The organism is Thermoanaerobacterium aotearoense, from assembly GCF_009905255.1.
Classification (GTDB): domain Bacteria; phylum Bacillota; class Thermoanaerobacteria; order Thermoanaerobacterales; family Thermoanaerobacteraceae; genus Thermoanaerobacterium; species Thermoanaerobacterium aotearoense.
This window is the reverse complement of sequence record NZ_CP047602.1, coordinates 2,074,160-2,091,423: the sequence shown is the minus strand read 5'-3', so window position 1 is coordinate 2,091,423 and position 17,264 is coordinate 2,074,160. Positions and strand designations below refer to the sequence as shown.

The window sequence follows — 17,264 nt, the reverse complement described above, 5'->3', positions numbered from 1 at the left end:
AAATATAGCACTTTATTGTTGTATAGTGAAAATAAAAGTTGGAGGTAAGGCAATGAATATCGATGTTATAAGAGAAGTTGACCCTGAAGTAGCTGATGCAATTTCTAATGAGATTAAAAGGCAGAAAAATAAAATTGAACTGATCGCATCGGAGAATTTTGTAAGCCCTGCGGTCATGGAAGCGATGGGTTCACCGCTGACAAACAAGTATGCTGAAGGGTATCCCGGAAAGCGTTATTATGGCGGTTGTGAGTACGTGGATGTGGTTGAGGAATTGGCAAGAGAGAGGCTTAAAAAGCTTTTTGGAGCAGAGCATGCAAATGTGCAACCTCATTCAGGCGCTCAAGCCAACATGGCGGCTTATTTTGCATTGATAAATCCAGGTGATACAGTATTGGGCATGAATTTGGCACATGGTGGGCATTTAACACATGGCAGCAAAGTAAATTTCTCTGGCAAGTTGTACAACATCATACCTTATGGAGTAAGGGAAGATACCGGTTTTATAGACTACGATGAGCTTGAAAGATTAGCAAAAGAGTACAAGCCAAAGCTTATTGTGGCCGGTGCAAGCGCGTATCCTAGGATAATAGATTTTAAAAGATTTAGAGAAATTGCAGATTCAATTGGAGCATATTTAATGGTAGATATGGCGCACATTGCAGGACTTGTAGCAGCAGGACTTCATCCTAATCCTGTGGAGTATTCAGACGTTGTAACGTCTACGACACATAAGACTTTAAGAGGACCAAGAGGTGGCATAATCTTATCTAAAGAGATTCACGCAAAGGCCATCGATAAATCTGTCTTTCCAGGAGTACAAGGTGGTCCACTGATGCACGTCATTGCAGCAAAGGCTGTATGCTTTAATGAGGCATTGAAACCAGAGTTTAAAGAATATCAGAAGAAGATCGTGAGAAATGCAAAAGCTTTGGCAGATGGCCTTATGGACAGAAAAGTGAACTTAGTCTCAGGTGGTACAGACAATCATCTGATGTTATTGGACTTAAGAGGGACTGGTGTCACAGGCAAGGAATTAGAAAAAAGGCTTGACTATGTAGGAATAACAGCAAATAAAAATGCCATACCAAATGATCCATTAGGTCCTAATGTCACTTCTGGATTAAGGCTTGGCACACCAGCAGTTACTACAAGAGGAATGAATGAAGATGACATGGATGTGATTGCTGATATAATCTATAATGTTTTAAAAGATGAAAATTACGTTGATGTAGCCAAAAAGAGGGTAAGTGAACTTCTCAACAAATATCCACTTTATGAATAAGCCTGCAGTTAGGCTTATTTATTTTTACGTGTTTTAGGATTTCTTATGAATGACAGTATCAATGCTATAAGCGGTATGATTATTTGCAGCGGCACATGAATATAAAGCGTCGTCAATTTAAGGCCAATCAGAATGTGAAGTGGGTACGAATCGGCAATCAATAACGACAGCGCAAATATTATAGTGCCTACTGGTATAAGCAGAAATTTATATTCTTTTAAGTTAAAGATCGTCTGTATCGTCTTTATGGCAGCATACGCAAAGACAGTTATTTTTATGACACCACCTATGACGGTTTCTATGGCGTAAAATGGGTCAAGATTTCTAAAAGTTCCAAATTTCATTATAAGTGCCAACTCATAAAATGGGAAATTTGCCCTTGTCGCTTCTGCAACTCCAATGACTGAAAATATTTCTACTGTGTTTAATGCAAGCCAAAGACCTGTTGCTATAACCAATGTAAAGCAGTATTTAGCCAATTTGTTTGTGTTAAACTTGAATTCAGGGAATACCATCATAAATGTGATAAGCTCCCCGTATGGGAATGTAAGTATATTTGGGAAAGCAGCCTTTACAACAGGCATAAATCCATTTCCTAAAATAGGAAAAATTTTTTTTATACTTTCACCATTTACGCTGAATGCGCCGATAAACTGAAAAAAAGCCATGATAATAAAAGTAGGCAAAAGGACATGTGATGACTTTATCATAACGCTTATGTCGAACATGAGGTAGTAGATAACTACAACTAAAATTGCTATCGAAAAAGCTGACACAGGTGCTTGCTTGTATATGGTACCTATATTAAGCTCGGCAAAATCTCTTGTGACACGGGCGGCTATGTACAAGAAGTAAAAGGCGTAAATGGCAGAAAGAACTTTGCCAAATGCCTTTCCAAATGTGGCTTCTAAAATTTGAGGAAGATTTCCATCGTGCATTTTATAAAGGGTTACGTATAAGTAGATCAGTGGCAGTGCGGCGACAGTTGCCAGCAATATAGACATCCATGCGTCTTGTTTTGCAGATGCACCCAACACAAATAATACTGCACTTCCCAATTCAAAAGCTAACATTGCGGAAAAAAGCTCTTTGTACGTTATTTTATTCATTAGTTTCACATCCTAATCTGCTATTCTTATATTATTATATTGTGAATATTTTGTGTTTTTACTCATTTAGAACCATTTTCAAACATAATTTCTATAAAAGAAAACAGGTATTTCATTATAGGTATTACCAAAAGTGTTGAAGCGATGTTAAAAAACATATGGCTATTTGAAATTTGCAATGATTCATTGTTTGGGGTTATAAATTTCAAAAATTTATAGTAATGATGTGTAAAAGGAAGGAACACGATTGTTCCTATTAAATTAAAAAGTACGTTAAAAACAGCTATTTTTTTCCCTTCTTTGTTTGTGGCTATGCTCATTAATAAAGCTTCAGAGCACGTACCTATATTAAGTCCATACACGATGTAGATGGCATTGTACACAGGCATTATTTTAACATTTGCAAGAACTTGAAGCATTGCAATGCAAAATGTGCTGGACTGCATAATAAGTGCCATAACAATTCCAGTTGCTATGCCATAAAATGGATTTTCTGTCATAGCGACAAAATTTTTTATAGCAGAAAAATTTCTAAGTGGTGAAACAGCTATGTCAATTATTTTTAGTCCTGCAAAGATAATTCCAAAGCCTAAAAGTATATTGCCTATGAACTTAAGTGTCTTTTGCTTTTGGAATCTAAAAATGGAGCCTAAAAATATCAAGTAAGGTACGGCACTGTAAAGGTCAAATGCGTAAAGTTGGACGGCAATCGTTGTCCCGATATTTGCCCCCATTATTATACCTGCTGCGCTGTACAAGTTTAAAAGTCCTGCATCAGCCATACTGACAGATAGTATTGTAATCATGCTGCTGCTTTGCATCATTATAGCCAGAATGAATCCAATAAATATTGATACATATATATTCCCTGTGTATTTTTCAATAAGTGTCTTAACTCTGTGCCTTGAAATAATTTTTAACGATGAAGTTAAGAATAAAAGTCCAAGGAGAAAAACTGCTATGCCTAAAACTATAAGAAAGATCGTGCTTATCATTTTAACCTCCAGCGTTTTTTTAATACATATTTACTTTGATTTTGAAATATTACTACCAAATATGGCATTGTATAAAATGATTATTTTTCTGGATACTAAATAGTAGTAATAATCATAGAAGGTGATGATATGAAGGCGATAATCATGGCTGGTGGTGAGGGCAGCAGGTTAAGGCCATTGACGTGCGGAATTCCTAAGCCTATGGTACCTATGGCTGGGAAGCCAGCTATTTGGCATATTATAAACCATGTGCAAAAGCATGGCATAAATGATGTGGGTGTAACCCTTTTTTATTTGCCTCACAAGATAAAAGATTATTTGTATGAGCAATACGGTGACGTGATAAAGTATTATGTGGAAGATAAACCACTTGGAACAGCAGGCAGCGTGAAGAATGCTGCTGATTTTCTTGATGATACATTTGTCGTAATAAGCGGTGATGTGATAACAGATATAGATCTAAAAAAAGCTTATGAGTTTCATAAAAATAAAGGTTCAAAAGTAACATTGGTGCTTACAAGAGTAGATATTCCATTAGAGTATGGTGTCGTAATAACAGATGATGAGGGAAAAATCGTAAAGTTTTTAGAAAAGCCATCATGGGGAGAGGTGTTTAGCGATACTGTAAATACAGGAATTTACATCATAGAGCCAGAGATTTTAAATTTCATACCTGAAAACAGACAATTTGACTTTAGCAAAGATTTATTTCCAATGCTGCTTGAAAAAAAGGTTCCTGTTTACGGGTATGTCAGCAATGATTACTGGTGCGACATAGGGAATGGAGTTCAATACCTTAAAAGTCATCTGGATCTTTTAAGTGGGTATATCGATCTTGGCTTCAAAGAGAAGATAAGCAAAGATGGAATGATTTTTGGTAAAAATGTATTTGTATCACGAAATGCCAAGCTTGTTCCGCCTTTAATAATAGGCGATAATTCAGTAATAGATGATGGTGCAGTAATTGGGCCGAATGTAATTATTGGAAGTGGAAGCTATGTAGGACATATGTCAACATTAAAAAACAGTGTGCTTTGGGATAATATAAAGATCGGTAGAAACAACGAAATCAGAGGAACGGTATTTTGCAGCGGAGCAATTACCGAAAATAACGTCAGGACATTTGATAATTCAATAATAGGTGAAAAATCTAAGCTTCAATCTTTTTGTGAGATTAAACCAAACGCGAAAATATGGCCCAATAGAATCATATCAACAGGGAATATAGTAGAAAGAGATGTTGTGTGGGGAAATAACAATGAAGCGTCGCTATTTGGAGATAGAGGGATAAAGGGGAATTTGCATGATAATCTTACACCTGACAATTTGGTAAGATTAGGTGAAGTAATAGGCAGCGTATTTGATGGAGATATACTTGTGGGATGTGTTGATGATTCTTATGCAAGATTAGCCTTAAATTTATTAAAAGATGGGATAATTTCAGCGGGTAAAAAGGTGTACAATGCTCATTCTACCATACTGCCTGCTATGAGGTATTCTATTAGAAAAAACGGATATAAAGCAGGTGTATTTGTGAAAAAATTAGATGAAAAAACGATAAACATTATTTTAATAGATGAGAAGGGGTGTGATGTAGACAGAAATGTAGAAAAAAAGGTATTGAATAAATACAAGATCAACGATTATAATATAGCCTATGCTATAAATGATGAAGTCATAGTAGATGTAAACAAAGAGTATGCTGAAAGTTTATCTTTAAACGGTGATTCCATTGGAAATTTAAACGTAAAATTTATTGGTAAAGCCACAAAAAGTTTATTGAGTGTGTTGAATCAAAATCGCGATTATAAAAAATCTGTGGCAAATTACGATATGGGCATTAAGATTTCAGATGATGGAGAAAATGTTGAAATTTATGATGACGAGGGACATTTGCTTGATGAAGATGAATTGGATTATTTGAGAATGCTTGTTGTAAAGGAAAATGGGAAAAGTAAGTTTATAATACCATTCAATAGTTCCCAATTTTTAAGTGAAATGTCGAAAGAGCTTGGCATCGAGACGAGGTTTAGTAAAATCTCTCAGCTTGAGAAGATGAAGAAAATGTTTGAAATTGAAAGTAATAATGGTGATGGGAATTCTCAGTTTAGCCTTAGCTTTGACGGCATAAATTTCACATTAAGGCTAATTGAATATTTAAGCAAAAAAAAGCTTAAATTATCTGATTTAAAGAAATCTATACCGCAGAGGGTGAAATTGAACAAAGTGATAAATTGTGATTGGAAGGATAAGGGATTAATAATAAGAAAGTTTTACGAAAAAAAGGACGAAAAATCAATGTTTTTAGATGGGATAAGGTTTAATTACGGTGACGCTTGGGTTTTGTTAGTTCCAGATTCAGAGCTGCCTGCATGTAAAATATACTCAGAGGCCCCCACAAAGGAAAAAGCAGAATCACTGTTAAACGAGTATGTAGAATATGTATATGAAATAATAAAGTCTAAAGACAGTTAATAAAAAATTAATGTATAAAACATTGCAGATGAACCTAAAAATTGATATAGTTAATATTGTGGAGTGATCTGCAATGTTTTTATTTTGCTTAGAATGGTGATAATATGTCAAACAAGTACATATCAGCTTCCGAGATAAATCAATACTTGTATTGCCCATATCAGTGGTACTATGAAAAAAAGTACGGACATAAATATATAAATGAATTGAGAAAAAAAAACGGAAAAAATTATGAGTTTAGCAACTTTAAAAAAGGCATTGAGTATCATGAGAAATACTATAGAGACATTGTAAGGCTAAAATACAAGAAAATAGCTATAGCCATATTGATTGTTACGGCTTTGATAGCTATGATTATAGGGCTTTTAAAATGATAGTGTTAAATTTTGCCTTTACGCTTTTAATACTTTACGTCATCTTGAAGGAGATAGCAGAAAAAAGACCTCCTTATAAAGAGATGAAAAGGACAATCGGTTTTAAAAGGGGAAAGCTTATATACATAGATAAGCAAGAAGAAGTAAAAAAGGACGGCGTTATGTACAGCAAGCTTTTAAAATCTTCAAAGTATGGAATAAGTGGAAAGCCAGATTATATTTACGATGTTGGAAATGAATTGATACCGTTGGAGCTAAAAAGTTCAAAAGCCGAAAGACATTCCCCGCTTTTAAAAGATGTGATGCAATTGACTGCTTATTTTTTAATAATAGAAGAAGAATTTGGTAAAAAAGTAAGACGAGGGAGAATCGTCTATCAGAATACGATGTTTGAAGTGTACAATACAAAAGGTCTTAGGAGAGAACTTGTTAAAATTATAAAAGAGATGAGACTTTTAGAAGAAGGGAAATTCTTTCCTGATGTAGAAGGGGATTTTCTAAAGTGCAGGTTTTGTCCATGTAGAGACACTGTGTGCGAGATATATAAAGGAAGCAAAGTAAAAATCTGATAAGAATACAAAACATCTGATTGCAAAAAATACATAAGAAGATATTTTTGAAATGAGGATGATAAAATGCTAAAGAAGTTAGGTATTTTATTTTTTGTCTTAGTCATGGCTTTATCAACAGTGTCTTGCAGCTTTTTTAAAACCAAAAATCCAGCAAGCGTGGAAAAGAAGTCTGTTCAAAAGCCAAGTGTGAATGTAAAGACAGACAGTAGTGCAGCAAGCAATGATGGGAAAGATAATTCAGCTAAAAATGCATCTAACGATGTTAGTGATGCTAAGACTGCGGAAAGCAACACAGTGAATAACGATGTGTACAGTTCTACCATAAATACAGAAGGTCTTGATAATACTTTGTACGGATGGGGTATGAGGGTACTTCCTGATCACAAAACGCCTGAGATCACATCAAAAGCCATGAGTCTTATAAAAAAATACGATGGAATATTTACAGGAGACACAACAAAAAAATACGTATACCTGACATTTGATGAAGGGTATGAAAACGGATATACACCTAAAATCTTAGACATATTGAAGGCAAATGATGTAAAAGCGGCTTTTTTTGTGACAGGTCCATATGTCAAAGAACATGGTGATCTTGTAAAGAGAATGGTGGCTGAGGGGCATATAGTAGGCAACCATACAGTAAATCACCCCAGCCTTCCTAAGCTTACAGATGATAAAGTTAAAAGCGAGATAACTGGTCTTGCTGGAATGTTTAAAGAGCTTACAGGCAAGGATATGCATTATTTAAGACCACCTATGGGTGAGTACAGCGAAAGAACATTGTATATAGCGAAGTCTTTGGGGTATAAGACGGTATTTTGGAGTCTTGCTCTTGCTGATTGGCAGCCACTGCCGGGAGGTCCTGATGAAAGTTACAATACTGTTATGTCCAGGATTCATCCAGGAGCAGTCATACTGCTGCATGCCGTTTCAAAAGATGATACGATGGCTCTTGATAGAATATTAAAAGATATAAAAGCGCAGGGATATGTATTTAAGACTTTGGATGATATAAGCCAATAAAGCGAGGGGATAATTTTGAACCATATATTAGAGAGGAAGAATTTTTACATGATGGCTGTTGCGTTCATTTTAAGCTTTGGCGCCATAGCCATCATAATGAAACTTTCAGGGTATCAAGGATTAAAAGATGTTATGAATATAAATCCCATATACATCGGAATCATGCTTCTTTTTATTTTTTTAAGCTTGATGGTGGATACTTATAGGATTAGAGATTTGCTTTTAGCCTTAGGAGAAGATCTAAGCGTTGGATATCTATTTAAGTTCAATTTGGCTACTTTTTTCTTCAGCTACATAACTCCATTTGGCTCAGGTGCCCTTCCAATAACCATTTACCTTTTAAACAAGAAAAAAATACCCCCAAATAAAAGCCTTATGATTTTTACGGCTAAAATTTTGTTTTCAGGTATTTTTTTTGGTACGATACCGCCTATTTTACTGATTTTTTTTAGAAAGCAGTTGGAGCTTACACATGCTTTGTCGATATTTGCTATATTGGTATCATTTATACTTTTGCTTTTATTGATAGCTCTTGTCTACATAATATTGAGGCCGGCTTTTTTAATCTCTGTAATAAATTTAATTGCTGGCATAAGATTTTTTTCGGGCGAAAAGTATAAAAAGTTTTTTGAGAATACAAAAACTGAAATTATTGAATACAATCACAGATTTAATGAACTTTTTATGGTAAGCTCTGGAGGAAAGCTTCTAATATCACAGCTTTTATACGCTATGCTTTTTTGGACTTTGTTTTACAGCATTGCGCCAATTCTGATGATAGCGATGAACATAAAGTTTAACATTTTAGCAGTCATATCGAGGCAATTAATTTTTTATGATATTCTTGCTTACAATGTGATACCCAGTGGTGCAGGATTTGTTGAAGTTGGCTTTGCTAGCATATTTTCAAATATAGTTCCACATCATCTATTAGGTGTTTTCATAGGTATATGGAGATTTTTCACATACTATGTTTATTTGATTGCATCAGGAATAGGTTTTTTCTTGATGATGAAAAGCGATACAGATAAATCATTAAGCGCTGAATGATGATTGTTTTTAAATTATTGCCATGTTTAAAAATTGCTTTTTCTTGACTTTATTCGAAAAATCGAATATAATTAGATAGGAAGGGTGATATGATGGTAACAATTGATTTGTACGACAAGTCGGCTGAGTACTTTAAAGCATTGTCACATCCGACTAGAATTAAGATAATTGAGCTTCTAAGTAGAAATGAGATGTGTGTCTGTGAAATGATGGCTGTTTTGAATCTTGACCAATCACATATTTCAAGGCACCTTATGGTGTTAAGGGCAAATGGGATAGTAAAAGATTCAAGGGAAGGAACGAAGATTTATTATACTTTGACAAATAAGGACATCGTTAAAATAATAGAGGAAGTTAAAAATATAGTTGGTAATTAAGCGTTAAGTTTTATTTTAAACATTCGAATAATCGAATAAAGCAATATATTCTCTAATATATTTATATTTTTATAGTTAGTGTAGTTATTTTTTTGGCTATTTGATTCGAAAAACCGAATAAAGAAATAAAAGGAGGTGAGATGATGATCTTAGCTTTTGCATCAAAAAACCATCTAGGACTTAATAGCGATATAGGAAGCGATATTGTAAATTCTGAATATATTACAGTCGCAGAGGTAGAGGATGGCAAGTCATTTTAAACATTGAAAAGGGGGTGAAAGACATGGCTAAAAATTGGTATCCAATTATTGACCACGATAAATGCATACAGTGCTATCAGTGTGTTAATTTCTGCAAACACGATGTTTATACAATAGGTGATGATGGTTTTCCGCTTGTAATAAATCCGGATAACTGTGTAGAATTCTGCAGAGGTTGTCAGAAGATATGCGATAACGATGCTATATCGTACTTTGGTGACAACAAGTAGATGGAATTTATGATGTTATTTAAGAATTTTAGAAAAAATTATAAATTTAATTGGAGGGGAGTTAAAATGAGTAAAAAGGGATTACTTTTATGTGTGTGTCAAGGTACATGTCCTTCATTTCAGGATATGGACACATTTGAAGTTTTAAACACCTTGAGAAGAGAAAATATATTTGAATGGGTAGGACTTCATCCGCAGCTTTGTGCAGAAGATGGCGACAGGTATTTGCGTGAACTTTTAAAAGGTGCAGACATAGATGAGTTATATGTTGCTGCATGCGATCCAGTAATGCAGAGAAAAATGTACAGGGACGCTTTTGACGCAGTAGGATTCGACAGAGAAAAGCATATCGGTATAGAAATAAGAAATATGAATACTGAGCAAGTAATAAATGAGATTAAGAAAGCTGTCAACGAAAGAGAAGACTCAGAAGAATAATTTTTTATAATCCAGTGATAATAACTTATTATTTTAACAAGAAGATTTAACAAAAACTTGAAAGAAGTCTCCCATCCTTTATAGATGGGGGATTAATTTCTATTGTTTGTTATATAATTATATGTCATAATAGTAATATGAAAAAAAGCATTATTTTTGTTTTGTTTACTGAATAAAAATTATTATGAAGGGTGTTTTTAAGACATAGGCTTGGTACAAAAGAGTGGTGGAATTATTAGTTAACGATTTATATGTGATGCATTTTCTTAAATATTTTGCTGATGAATTGGGAGAGGAATGTGATGCAGAATGATAGTCAGTGCTTTATTGCTTTTAGGCATTATTTCTGGTTTTATTTTATTTAGAAATTTGAAGGTGCCGCATGACAATCAGCCTATTGAAAAGCAGTATAAAATTTCTGTCATAATCCCTGCAAGAAATGAAGAGAAAAATCTCCCGTATATACTTGAATCTCTAAGAAAGCAGACGTATATGCCTTATGAAGTAATCGTAGTTGATGATTTTTCTTCAGATAGGACTTTTGAGATTGCAGAAAGTTATGGAATTAAAGTTATAAGAAATACAGAAATGCCAGATGGTTGGACGGGGAAAACGTGGGCTTTGTGGAATGGATACAAAAATTCTACAGGTGATGTACTTGCATTCATTGATGCTGATGTTAGACTATCTCCACGTGCTTTAGAATCATTGGCGAAAGCGAGGGAAAAAGTAAATGGAGCTATATCTGTTGTACCATATCATCGCCCTGAAAAATTTTATGAAAAGCTTTCATTGATACCATATATTTTGGGGATTTTTGCATTTACATCACCGTTTGAAAAGTATAATCCACAAAAAGGAATGTATGGCTCTTGCATTGTCGTATCCCGCGATGATTATGAAAAGGTAAGTGGACATTACAGCATAAAAGGAGAACTTTTAGATGATTTAAAATTAGGAGAGAAATTTACGTCAAATGGTATAAATGTTCAGAATTTCATAGGATATGATCTTGTTTTTTTTAGGATGTACCCATATGGTATAAAAAGTGAAATAGAAGGCTTTGGAAAAGGAACAATATTAAGTACGTCCAGATTAGAAATTACGACGACGATTTTTATTGCATTATGGCTTATTGGATTGTTGGCGGTTGAAATTATTACTCCATTTCTCACATTTTATAAAAATTATTTGTTTAGTTCGTTTTTAGTATTTTATATTGTTTATACATTGCAGATAATTTATATAAACAATTGGACAGGGCGTTATGGCATCATAGTCCCGTTATTTCATATACTTTCATCGCTATTTTTTATATACATTATGGTTTATTCATTGTATCAAGTTTTCTTTTTAGGATACGTCACATGGAAGGGGAGAAAAATTAAAATATAAGGAGGGGATTACATTGATAGTGCTTTTTGCCTTAATAGGATTCTTAAGCGGTTCAATGATGTTTTCATACTGGTTAGGTTTATTGGCTTCAAAAAACATACGACATTATGGAGACGGAAATCCTGGTGCGTTTAACTTGTGGCATGTGGCTGGATATAAACATGGTATTTTAGGAGTTATTCTTGACTTTTTAAAGGGATATATTCCCATATCATTCATGATGTCAAAAGGATATGTTAGCGGCACCGGAATAGTTCCTGTGGCTGTTGCCACGATATTAGGTCATGTATTTTCTCCTTTTTTAAAATGGCGTGGTGGCAAGGGAATAGCTGTCACATTTGGTGTTTGGAGCGCTTTAACATCGTTTAGAGTATCTATTGCATACGCTGTTATATTGGCGATGCTGTATGTCATAGCTGTCATTTTAAACAAAGGAAAAGCTACATCATCTGAAGTAGATGGATTGATGGTTGTGGTTGGAATGTTGACTTTGGTATTATTTCTTTATTATAAATCGTATCAAATGTATATTTATGATATATGGTTTGCTAATCTTCTCATCATTACATATACAAATAGGGAAAAGCTTTATAAGCTTTATAAAGATGTTTACGAGAAACGTCATGAAAAAAATGCTGTTACGAGATAAGCCAGCAAGAAAACTTGCTGGCTTAAATAAAGGGTATTGTGGAAATGCGTTAATCTAGGTTTATTTCATTGTTTTTAATTCTTTTAATAAGTTCTTTAACCTTTGATTCAATTATGTCTCTTGTCCTTCTAAACTCTTCTATCGGCTTTCCATCAGGATCATCTAAACCCCAGTCTTCTTTTAACTTGCATGGTATATACGGGCATTCTACATTACATCCCATGGTAATCAAGATGTCTACTTTTGGTGGTATCTCATCTAAAAGCTTTGGCTTGTGACTGCTTATGTCGATGCCTACTTCTTTCATGACTTCCACTGCATTCGGATTTACCCTTTCAGCAAGTTTTGTGCCAGCGCTGTATGCTTCAAATATATCTGACCCTAAATACTTCGCAAAACCTTCTGCCATCTGACTTCTGCATGAATTTGCCACACAGATAAATGCTACTTTTACTTTCATACTAAATTCTCCTCTCTTATATTTCTGTATTTGACTCTTTATTTGCATTCCAGTTGAGTCTTTTCCTAAAATACAATGCTACATTGACTAACATAAGCATCACGGGAACTTCTATTAATGGGCCAATTACACTTGCAAAAGCCTCATTTGAACTAAGTCCAAAGATCGCGACTGCAACTGCTATTGCCAATTCGAAGTCATTACTTGCTGCATTTAGGCCAACAGTTGTACTTTCTGAATATCCGTATTTAAATTTGTACGACGTGAAAAATCCCAGTAGAAACATTATAATGAAATATAGCGTTAATGGTATGGCTACCATTAAAACTTGCAATGGCAATGTCACGATATATTTTCCCTGTAGGGAAAACATAACAATAATCGTAAATAAAAGAGCTATAAGAGTAATAGGGCTTATTTTAGGTATAAAATTTTTTTCGTACCATGTGTTTCCTTTAGCTTTAACAAGCAACAATCTTGATAGAACCCCTGCAACAAATGGAATGCCAAGATATATAAGAACAGATGTAGCAATATCTTTTATAGAGATATTTAAATTAATTGCTTTAGTACTAATACCGAAAATCGGAGGAAGTATTTTTATAAATACATAGGCAAATATGGAATAAGTGATTACCTGCCAGATAGCGTTAAAAGCTACCAAAAGAGCAACAAAATCTCTATCTCCATCTGCTAAATCGTTCCAGACCAATACCATTGCAATGCATCTTGCAAGTCCTACTAGTATTACACCTATCATTAGATGTGGGTAATTGTGAAGAAATATAATGGCAAGAAGAAACATTACTAATGGTCCTATAAACCAGTTGTATAAAATTGCAATTTTAAAAGGTTTTTTTGAAGTTTTGCTTTTCCCGATTTCCTCGTATTTCACTTTTGCTAAGGGTGGATACATCATCAAAATGAGTCCAATCGCAATTGGTATTGATGTTGTTCCAATGCTTAATTTATTGAGCACATTCGAAAAATTAGGGAAAATATATCCTATTAAGATACCGATGATCATTGCTAATAAAATCCATACGGTTAAAAACCTGTCTAAAAAAGATAGACTTTTTTTGCTTTCTCTCATTGTTGATTTCCTTCCTTTGTAAAATATTCGCAAGATATATTACTTTCTCTATGCTTTTTGTAATTTTCATTGTCTACTATAAATTGTGGATAATTTCTTAATGTGCTTATAAGGTAATCATACAATAATTTATTTTCTTTTATAAAATTATCATCGATTTTGTAATAAGCCCACTGTGCTTTTTTTTCATATGTTATGATTCCTTCACTTTTTAGCTTATTTAGATGGCGAGAAACGTTCGATTGAGTCATATTCAATATAGTTTCAATATCACATACACATAATGTGTCCTGTGATAAAAGATTAAATATTCTCAATCTGTTTTCATCACATAATGCCTTGAATATACCGGTAATGTTCAATAGCTACCCTCCTTATGATTATATTCAATTATATTCATATTATAGCTTAATAAAATAAAACTGTCAAATTGATATTAAATACCATGTAAAAGCATAAAATTGATAATATATATCAACTTATTAATTTCGTATATGCTAAAATAAATAAAGATGTGTTGGTATACAATTTGCATTTATAAAATAATAGGAGGAATTGAATTGGATAATTTCATTGTTGAAAGGATTAAAAATTTTCCTATTATCGCAGCTATAAGAAATTTAGAAGATATAAAAGATGCTTACGTGTCTAACTGCGAAGTAATATTTTTATTGACAAGTAATATATTGGTATTAAAAGATGCGATTGATGAAATTAAATTACACGGGAAAACAGCATTCGTTCATTTTGATTTAGTAGAAGGGCTTGGGAAGGATTATAAGGCGGTGGAGTATCTTAAGGAAGTAGTAAAACCAGATGGCATAATTTCTACACGTGCTAATATACTTACATACGCCAAGGAGCTGGGTATTCCTTGCATTGAGCGTATTTTTCTTCTCGACACGCAAGCTCTAAAAACCGGTTTAAATTCAATTAAGCAGATTGAACCAACTGCAATAGAGGTTATGCCGGGTGTTGCACATGATGTGACGAAAAAACTTACTACGGAAGTGTATCAACCTATAATTGCAGGCGGTTTGGTCAAAACAAAAGAAGACGTTATAAATGCTCTTTCTTCTGGCGCAGTAGCAGTTTCTACAAGTGAAAAAAGTCTTTGGTTTATTGACTGACAAGGAGGTGGGGTGTATTGAGAGTATAGCTTCAGATTTTAGAAAAATTCAAAAAATTAATGGAGGGGTTTTTATGGAAATATCGTTGTTTGGAAAGATTTTGTCTGAGTTTTTTGGTACCATGATACTCATTCTCCTTGGTGACGGCGTTGTTGCAAACGTTGTACTGAATAAGACCAAAGGTCAAAACAGCGGATGGATAGTCATAACAGCAGGATGGGCTTTTGCAGTTGCTGTACCCGTGTATATTACAGGATGGATAGGAGGGGCTCATTTTAATCCAGCAGTGACAATATCATTGGCAGTTATAGGGAAATTCCCGTGGTCACAAGTTCCGGGATATATTGTGGCTCAATTTTTAGGGGCATTTGTAGGAGCTTTGCTTGTATATGTGGCATACAGAGATCACTTTCATGCCACAGAAGACAAGAATTCAAAACTTGGTGTATTTTGCACAATTCCAGCTATCAGAAATCTGTTTTACAATTTCTTGACAGAGGTTATTGGAACTGCAATGCTATTAGTTGGAATACTGGGTATAACAAATGAGCACAATCAAGTTGGGGCATTAGGTGCATTCTTAGTAGGTATTTTAATTTGGGTTATTGGCCTTACACTTGGTGGTCCAACAGGTTATGCTATAAATCCAGCGAGAGATTTAGGACCAAGGCTTGCACACTCGGTATTGCCAATACCAGGTAAAAGAGATTCCGATTGGGGATATGGACTTATTGTTCCGTTATTTGGACCTATAGTAGGAGGTATTTTGGGAGCTTTAATATATCAGGCATTTATAAATATGTTGTAAAATTTATAAAGGATGAAATTATAAAATAATATAGGGGGAACATAACATGTCAAAGTATATAATGGCATTAGATCAAGGTACCACAAGTTCAAGAGCAATAATCTTTGATCACAGTGGTAACATAGTTGCATCATTAAACAAGGAATTTACGCAGATTTACCCTAATCCAGGATGGGTAGAACACGACCCTATGGAGATTTTGGATTCTCAGATAGAAGTAGCTAAGGCGGTGCTTGAGAAAACTGGAATTAAGGCAGAAGAGATTGCAGCAATTGGTATCACAAATCAAAGAGAGACGACCGTAGTTTGGGATAAAAACACAGGCAAGCCAGTGTACAATGCGATAGTTTGGCAGTGTAGGAGGACTGCACCTATCTGCGATGAAATCAAAAGCAACGGATTTGATAAGGAAATTCTAAAAAAGACTGGTCTTGTAGTTGATGCTTATTTTTCAGGTACGAAGATAAAATGGATACTTGACAATGTGGAAGGTGCAAGGGAAAAAGCGGAAAATGGAGATCTTTACTTTGGAAATATTGATAGCTGGTTAATCTGGAATTTGACTGGTGGGAAAGCACATGTGACAGACTATTCTAATGCTTCGCGTACGATGCTTTTCAACATATATGAATTGAAATGGGATAAAGACATATTAGAATATCTTGACATTCCAGAATCGATGCTTCCTGATGTTAAACCGTCCAGCTATGTATACGGATACACAGATAAAAGCATATTTGGAGTTGAAATACCTATAGCAGGTGACGCAGGTGACCAACAAGCAGCGCTATTTGGTCAGACTTGCTATGACAAAGGAATGGCTAAAAACACTTATGGAACGGGATGCTTTATGCTTATGAATACAGGTGAAAAGGCGGTACCATCCAAGAATGGTTTGCTTACCACAATTGCATGGGGCATCGATGATAAAGTTGAATATGCATTAGAAGGAAGCATATTTATAGCTGGTGCTGCTATACAGTGGTTAAGAGATGAGCTTAAAATAATTGACAATTCACCACAAAGTGAAGAATACGCTCAAAAAGTCAGCGACACAAATGGAGTATACGTAGTGCCGGCATTTGTAGGATTAGGTGCACCTTATTGGGATATGTATGCAAGGGGTGCGATTTTAGGATTAACAAGAGGTGTGAAAAGAGAGCATATAATAAGGGCTACTTTAGAATCTTTGGCCTATCAGACAAGAGACGTCTTAGAGGCTATGCAGGATGATTCTGGCATCAAGTTAAGTGCATTAAAGGTTGATGGTGGAGCATCTGCGAATAACTTCTTGATGCAGTTCCAGGCAGACATACTTGGTGTGCCTGTAGACAGACCTACTGTCATAGAGACGACTGCATTAGGTGCATCATACCTTGCAGGTATTGCTACAGGCTTCTGGAGCGGCAGAGAAGAAGTAGCAAAGAATTGGGGAGTTGATAGGCATTTCGAGCCTAACATGGATATAGAGACAAGAGAAAAACTTTATGCAGGATGGAAAAAAGCTGTAGAAAGGTCTATGAATTGGGCTGATTAAG

Annotated in this window: 19 protein-coding genes; 14 read left to right on the top strand and 5 right to left on the bottom strand. The window is 34.6% G+C overall.

What is annotated here, in order from left to right:
• Positions 1-52 precede the first annotated feature (52 nt).
• Complete coding sequence (gene glyA, locus GSH73_RS10390; RefSeq protein ID WP_014758078.1) at positions 53-1,285, top strand: serine hydroxymethyltransferase; 1,233 nt, start codon at positions 53-55, stop codon at positions 1,283-1,285.
• Between the two features lie 14 nt (positions 1,286-1,299).
• Here glyA and GSH73_RS10385 read toward each other — a convergent pair whose 3' ends face one another.
• A complete protein-coding gene (locus GSH73_RS10385; protein WP_014758079.1) occupies positions 1,300-2,394 on the bottom strand; it encodes a GerAB/ArcD/ProY family transporter in 1,095 nt (364 codons plus the stop codon).
• Positions 2,395-2,456: 62 nt separating this feature from the next.
• Positions 2,457-3,389 carry a Na/Pi cotransporter family protein gene (locus GSH73_RS10380; protein WP_014758080.1) on the bottom strand — a complete coding sequence of 311 codons (933 nt, stop codon included), beginning with the start codon at positions 3,387-3,389 and terminating at the stop codon, positions 2,457-2,459.
• Positions 3,390-3,518: 129 nt separating this feature from the next.
• Here GSH73_RS10380 and GSH73_RS10375 point away from each other — a divergent pair, with 129 nt between their 5' ends.
• The 10 genes from GSH73_RS10375 (at position 3,519) to GSH73_RS10330 (ending at position 12,235) form a co-directional block, all read left to right on the top strand.
• Positions 3,519-5,864 (top strand): sugar phosphate nucleotidyltransferase, encoded by a 2,346-nt coding sequence (locus GSH73_RS10375; protein WP_014758081.1) that lies wholly within the window; start codon positions 3,519-3,521, stop codon positions 5,862-5,864.
• 104 nt (positions 5,865-5,968) lie between these two features.
• Positions 5,969-6,238, top strand: a complete 270-nt coding sequence (locus tag GSH73_RS10370; RefSeq protein WP_160175248.1) for a hypothetical protein — start codon at positions 5,969-5,971, stop codon at positions 6,236-6,238.
• The gene (gene cas4, locus GSH73_RS10365) at positions 6,235-6,807 is read left to right on the top strand and encodes a CRISPR-associated protein Cas4 (protein WP_014758083.1); all 573 of its coding nucleotides are present in this window, start codon (positions 6,235-6,237) and stop codon (positions 6,805-6,807) included. Before GSH73_RS10370 ends, cas4 begins: the two co-directional genes overlap by 4 nt.
• 66 nt (positions 6,808-6,873) lie before the next feature.
• Complete coding sequence (pdaA, locus tag GSH73_RS10360; RefSeq protein ID WP_014758084.1) at positions 6,874-7,836, top strand: delta-lactam-biosynthetic de-N-acetylase; 963 nt, start codon at positions 6,874-6,876, stop codon at positions 7,834-7,836.
• A 15-nt stretch (positions 7,837-7,851) separates the two neighbouring features.
• Positions 7,852-8,886 carry a lysylphosphatidylglycerol synthase transmembrane domain-containing protein gene (locus tag GSH73_RS10355; protein WP_014758085.1) on the top strand — a complete coding sequence of 345 codons (1,035 nt, stop codon included), beginning with the start codon at positions 7,852-7,854 and terminating at the stop codon, positions 8,884-8,886.
• 92 nt (positions 8,887-8,978) lie between these two features.
• Entirely contained in the window at positions 8,979-9,263 is a 285-nt protein-coding gene (locus GSH73_RS10350) for an ArsR/SmtB family transcription factor (RefSeq protein WP_038070059.1), read from the top strand.
• A gap of 283 nt (positions 9,264-9,546) precedes the next feature.
• On the top strand, positions 9,547-9,753 hold the full coding sequence (locus tag GSH73_RS10345) for a 4Fe-4S dicluster domain-containing protein (protein WP_014758088.1): 207 nt from the start codon (positions 9,547-9,549) through the stop codon (positions 9,751-9,753).
• 66 nt (positions 9,754-9,819) lie between these two features.
• Positions 9,820-10,191, top strand: coding sequence for a hypothetical protein (locus tag GSH73_RS10340; protein WP_014758089.1), 372 nt, complete (start codon positions 9,820-9,822; stop codon positions 10,189-10,191).
• Between the two features lie 309 nt (positions 10,192-10,500).
• Entirely contained in the window at positions 10,501-11,586 is a 1,086-nt protein-coding gene (locus GSH73_RS10335) for a glycosyltransferase family 2 protein (RefSeq protein WP_014758090.1), read from the top strand.
• Between the two features lie 19 nt (positions 11,587-11,605).
• Positions 11,606-12,235, top strand: coding sequence for a glycerol-3-phosphate acyltransferase (locus tag GSH73_RS10330; protein WP_432416194.1), 630 nt, complete (start codon positions 11,606-11,608; stop codon positions 12,233-12,235).
• Positions 12,236-12,284: 49 nt separating this feature from the next.
• On the opposite strand, the gene GSH73_RS10325 is transcribed toward GSH73_RS10330, so the two are convergent.
• The 3 genes from GSH73_RS10325 to GSH73_RS10315 are packed head-to-tail and all read right to left on the bottom strand — an operon-like array spanning position 12,285 to position 14,150.
• Positions 12,285-12,695, bottom strand: coding sequence for an arsenate reductase ArsC (locus tag GSH73_RS10325; RefSeq protein WP_014758092.1), 411 nt, complete (start codon positions 12,693-12,695; stop codon positions 12,285-12,287).
• 16 nt (positions 12,696-12,711) lie between these two features.
• Positions 12,712-13,788: an ACR3 family arsenite efflux transporter gene (gene arsB, locus GSH73_RS10320; RefSeq protein ID WP_014758093.1), complete on the bottom strand. Its 1,077-nt coding sequence runs from the start codon at positions 13,786-13,788 to the stop codon at positions 12,712-12,714.
• Entirely contained in the window at positions 13,785-14,150 is a 366-nt protein-coding gene (locus tag GSH73_RS10315) for an ArsR/SmtB family transcription factor (protein ID WP_014758094.1), read from the bottom strand. The genes arsB and GSH73_RS10315 overlap by 4 nt, the downstream gene beginning before the upstream one ends.
• A 198-nt stretch (positions 14,151-14,348) precedes the next feature.
• Between GSH73_RS10315 and GSH73_RS10310 the strand changes: the two genes are divergently transcribed.
• The 3 genes from GSH73_RS10310 (at position 14,349) to glpK (ending at position 17,263) form a co-directional block, all read left to right on the top strand.
• On the top strand, positions 14,349-14,918 hold the full coding sequence (locus tag GSH73_RS10310) for a glycerol-3-phosphate responsive antiterminator (protein ID WP_014758095.1): 570 nt from the start codon (positions 14,349-14,351) through the stop codon (positions 14,916-14,918).
• A gap of 73 nt (positions 14,919-14,991) precedes the next feature.
• On the top strand, positions 14,992-15,726 hold the full coding sequence (locus GSH73_RS10305; RefSeq protein ID WP_014758096.1) for an MIP/aquaporin family protein: 735 nt from the start codon (positions 14,992-14,994) through the stop codon (positions 15,724-15,726).
• 46 nt (positions 15,727-15,772) lie between these two features.
• Positions 15,773-17,263, top strand: coding sequence for a glycerol kinase GlpK (gene glpK, locus GSH73_RS10300; RefSeq protein WP_014758097.1), 1,491 nt, complete (start codon positions 15,773-15,775; stop codon positions 17,261-17,263).
• The last annotated feature ends 1 nt before the right edge of the window (position 17,264 follow it).

Coding starts and splice junctions, on each gene's coding strand:
- GSH73_RS10325 (WP_014758092.1), bottom strand. CDS start 12,695: ATGAAAGTAAAAGTAGCATTTATCTGTGTGGCAAATTCATGCAGAAGT.
- arsB (WP_014758093.1), bottom strand. CDS start 13,788: ATGAGAGAAAGCAAAAAAAGTCTATCTTTTTTAGACAGGTTTTTAACC.
- GSH73_RS10380 (WP_014758080.1), bottom strand. CDS start 3,389: ATGATAAGCACGATCTTTCTTATAGTTTTAGGCATAGCAGTTTTTCTC.
- glyA (WP_014758078.1), top strand. CDS start 53: ATGAATATCGATGTTATAAGAGAAGTTGACCCTGAAGTAGCTGATGCA.
- GSH73_RS10305 (WP_014758096.1), top strand. CDS start 14,992: ATGGAAATATCGTTGTTTGGAAAGATTTTGTCTGAGTTTTTTGGTACC.
- GSH73_RS10375 (WP_014758081.1), top strand. CDS start 3,519: ATGAAGGCGATAATCATGGCTGGTGGTGAGGGCAGCAGGTTAAGGCCA.
- GSH73_RS10340 (WP_014758089.1), top strand. CDS start 9,820: ATGAGTAAAAAGGGATTACTTTTATGTGTGTGTCAAGGTACATGTCCT.
- GSH73_RS10370 (WP_160175248.1), top strand. CDS start 5,969: ATGTCAAACAAGTACATATCAGCTTCCGAGATAAATCAATACTTGTAT.
- glpK (WP_014758097.1), top strand. CDS start 15,773: ATGTCAAAGTATATAATGGCATTAGATCAAGGTACCACAAGTTCAAGA.
- pdaA (WP_014758084.1), top strand. CDS start 6,874: ATGCTAAAGAAGTTAGGTATTTTATTTTTTGTCTTAGTCATGGCTTTA.
- GSH73_RS10345 (WP_014758088.1), top strand. CDS start 9,547: ATGGCTAAAAATTGGTATCCAATTATTGACCACGATAAATGCATACAG.
- GSH73_RS10335 (WP_014758090.1), top strand. CDS start 10,501: ATGATAGTCAGTGCTTTATTGCTTTTAGGCATTATTTCTGGTTTTATT.
- GSH73_RS10350 (WP_038070059.1), top strand. CDS start 8,979: ATGGTAACAATTGATTTGTACGACAAGTCGGCTGAGTACTTTAAAGCA.
- cas4 (WP_014758083.1), top strand. CDS start 6,235: ATGATAGTGTTAAATTTTGCCTTTACGCTTTTAATACTTTACGTCATC.
- GSH73_RS10385 (WP_014758079.1), bottom strand. CDS start 2,394: ATGAATAAAATAACGTACAAAGAGCTTTTTTCCGCAATGTTAGCTTTT.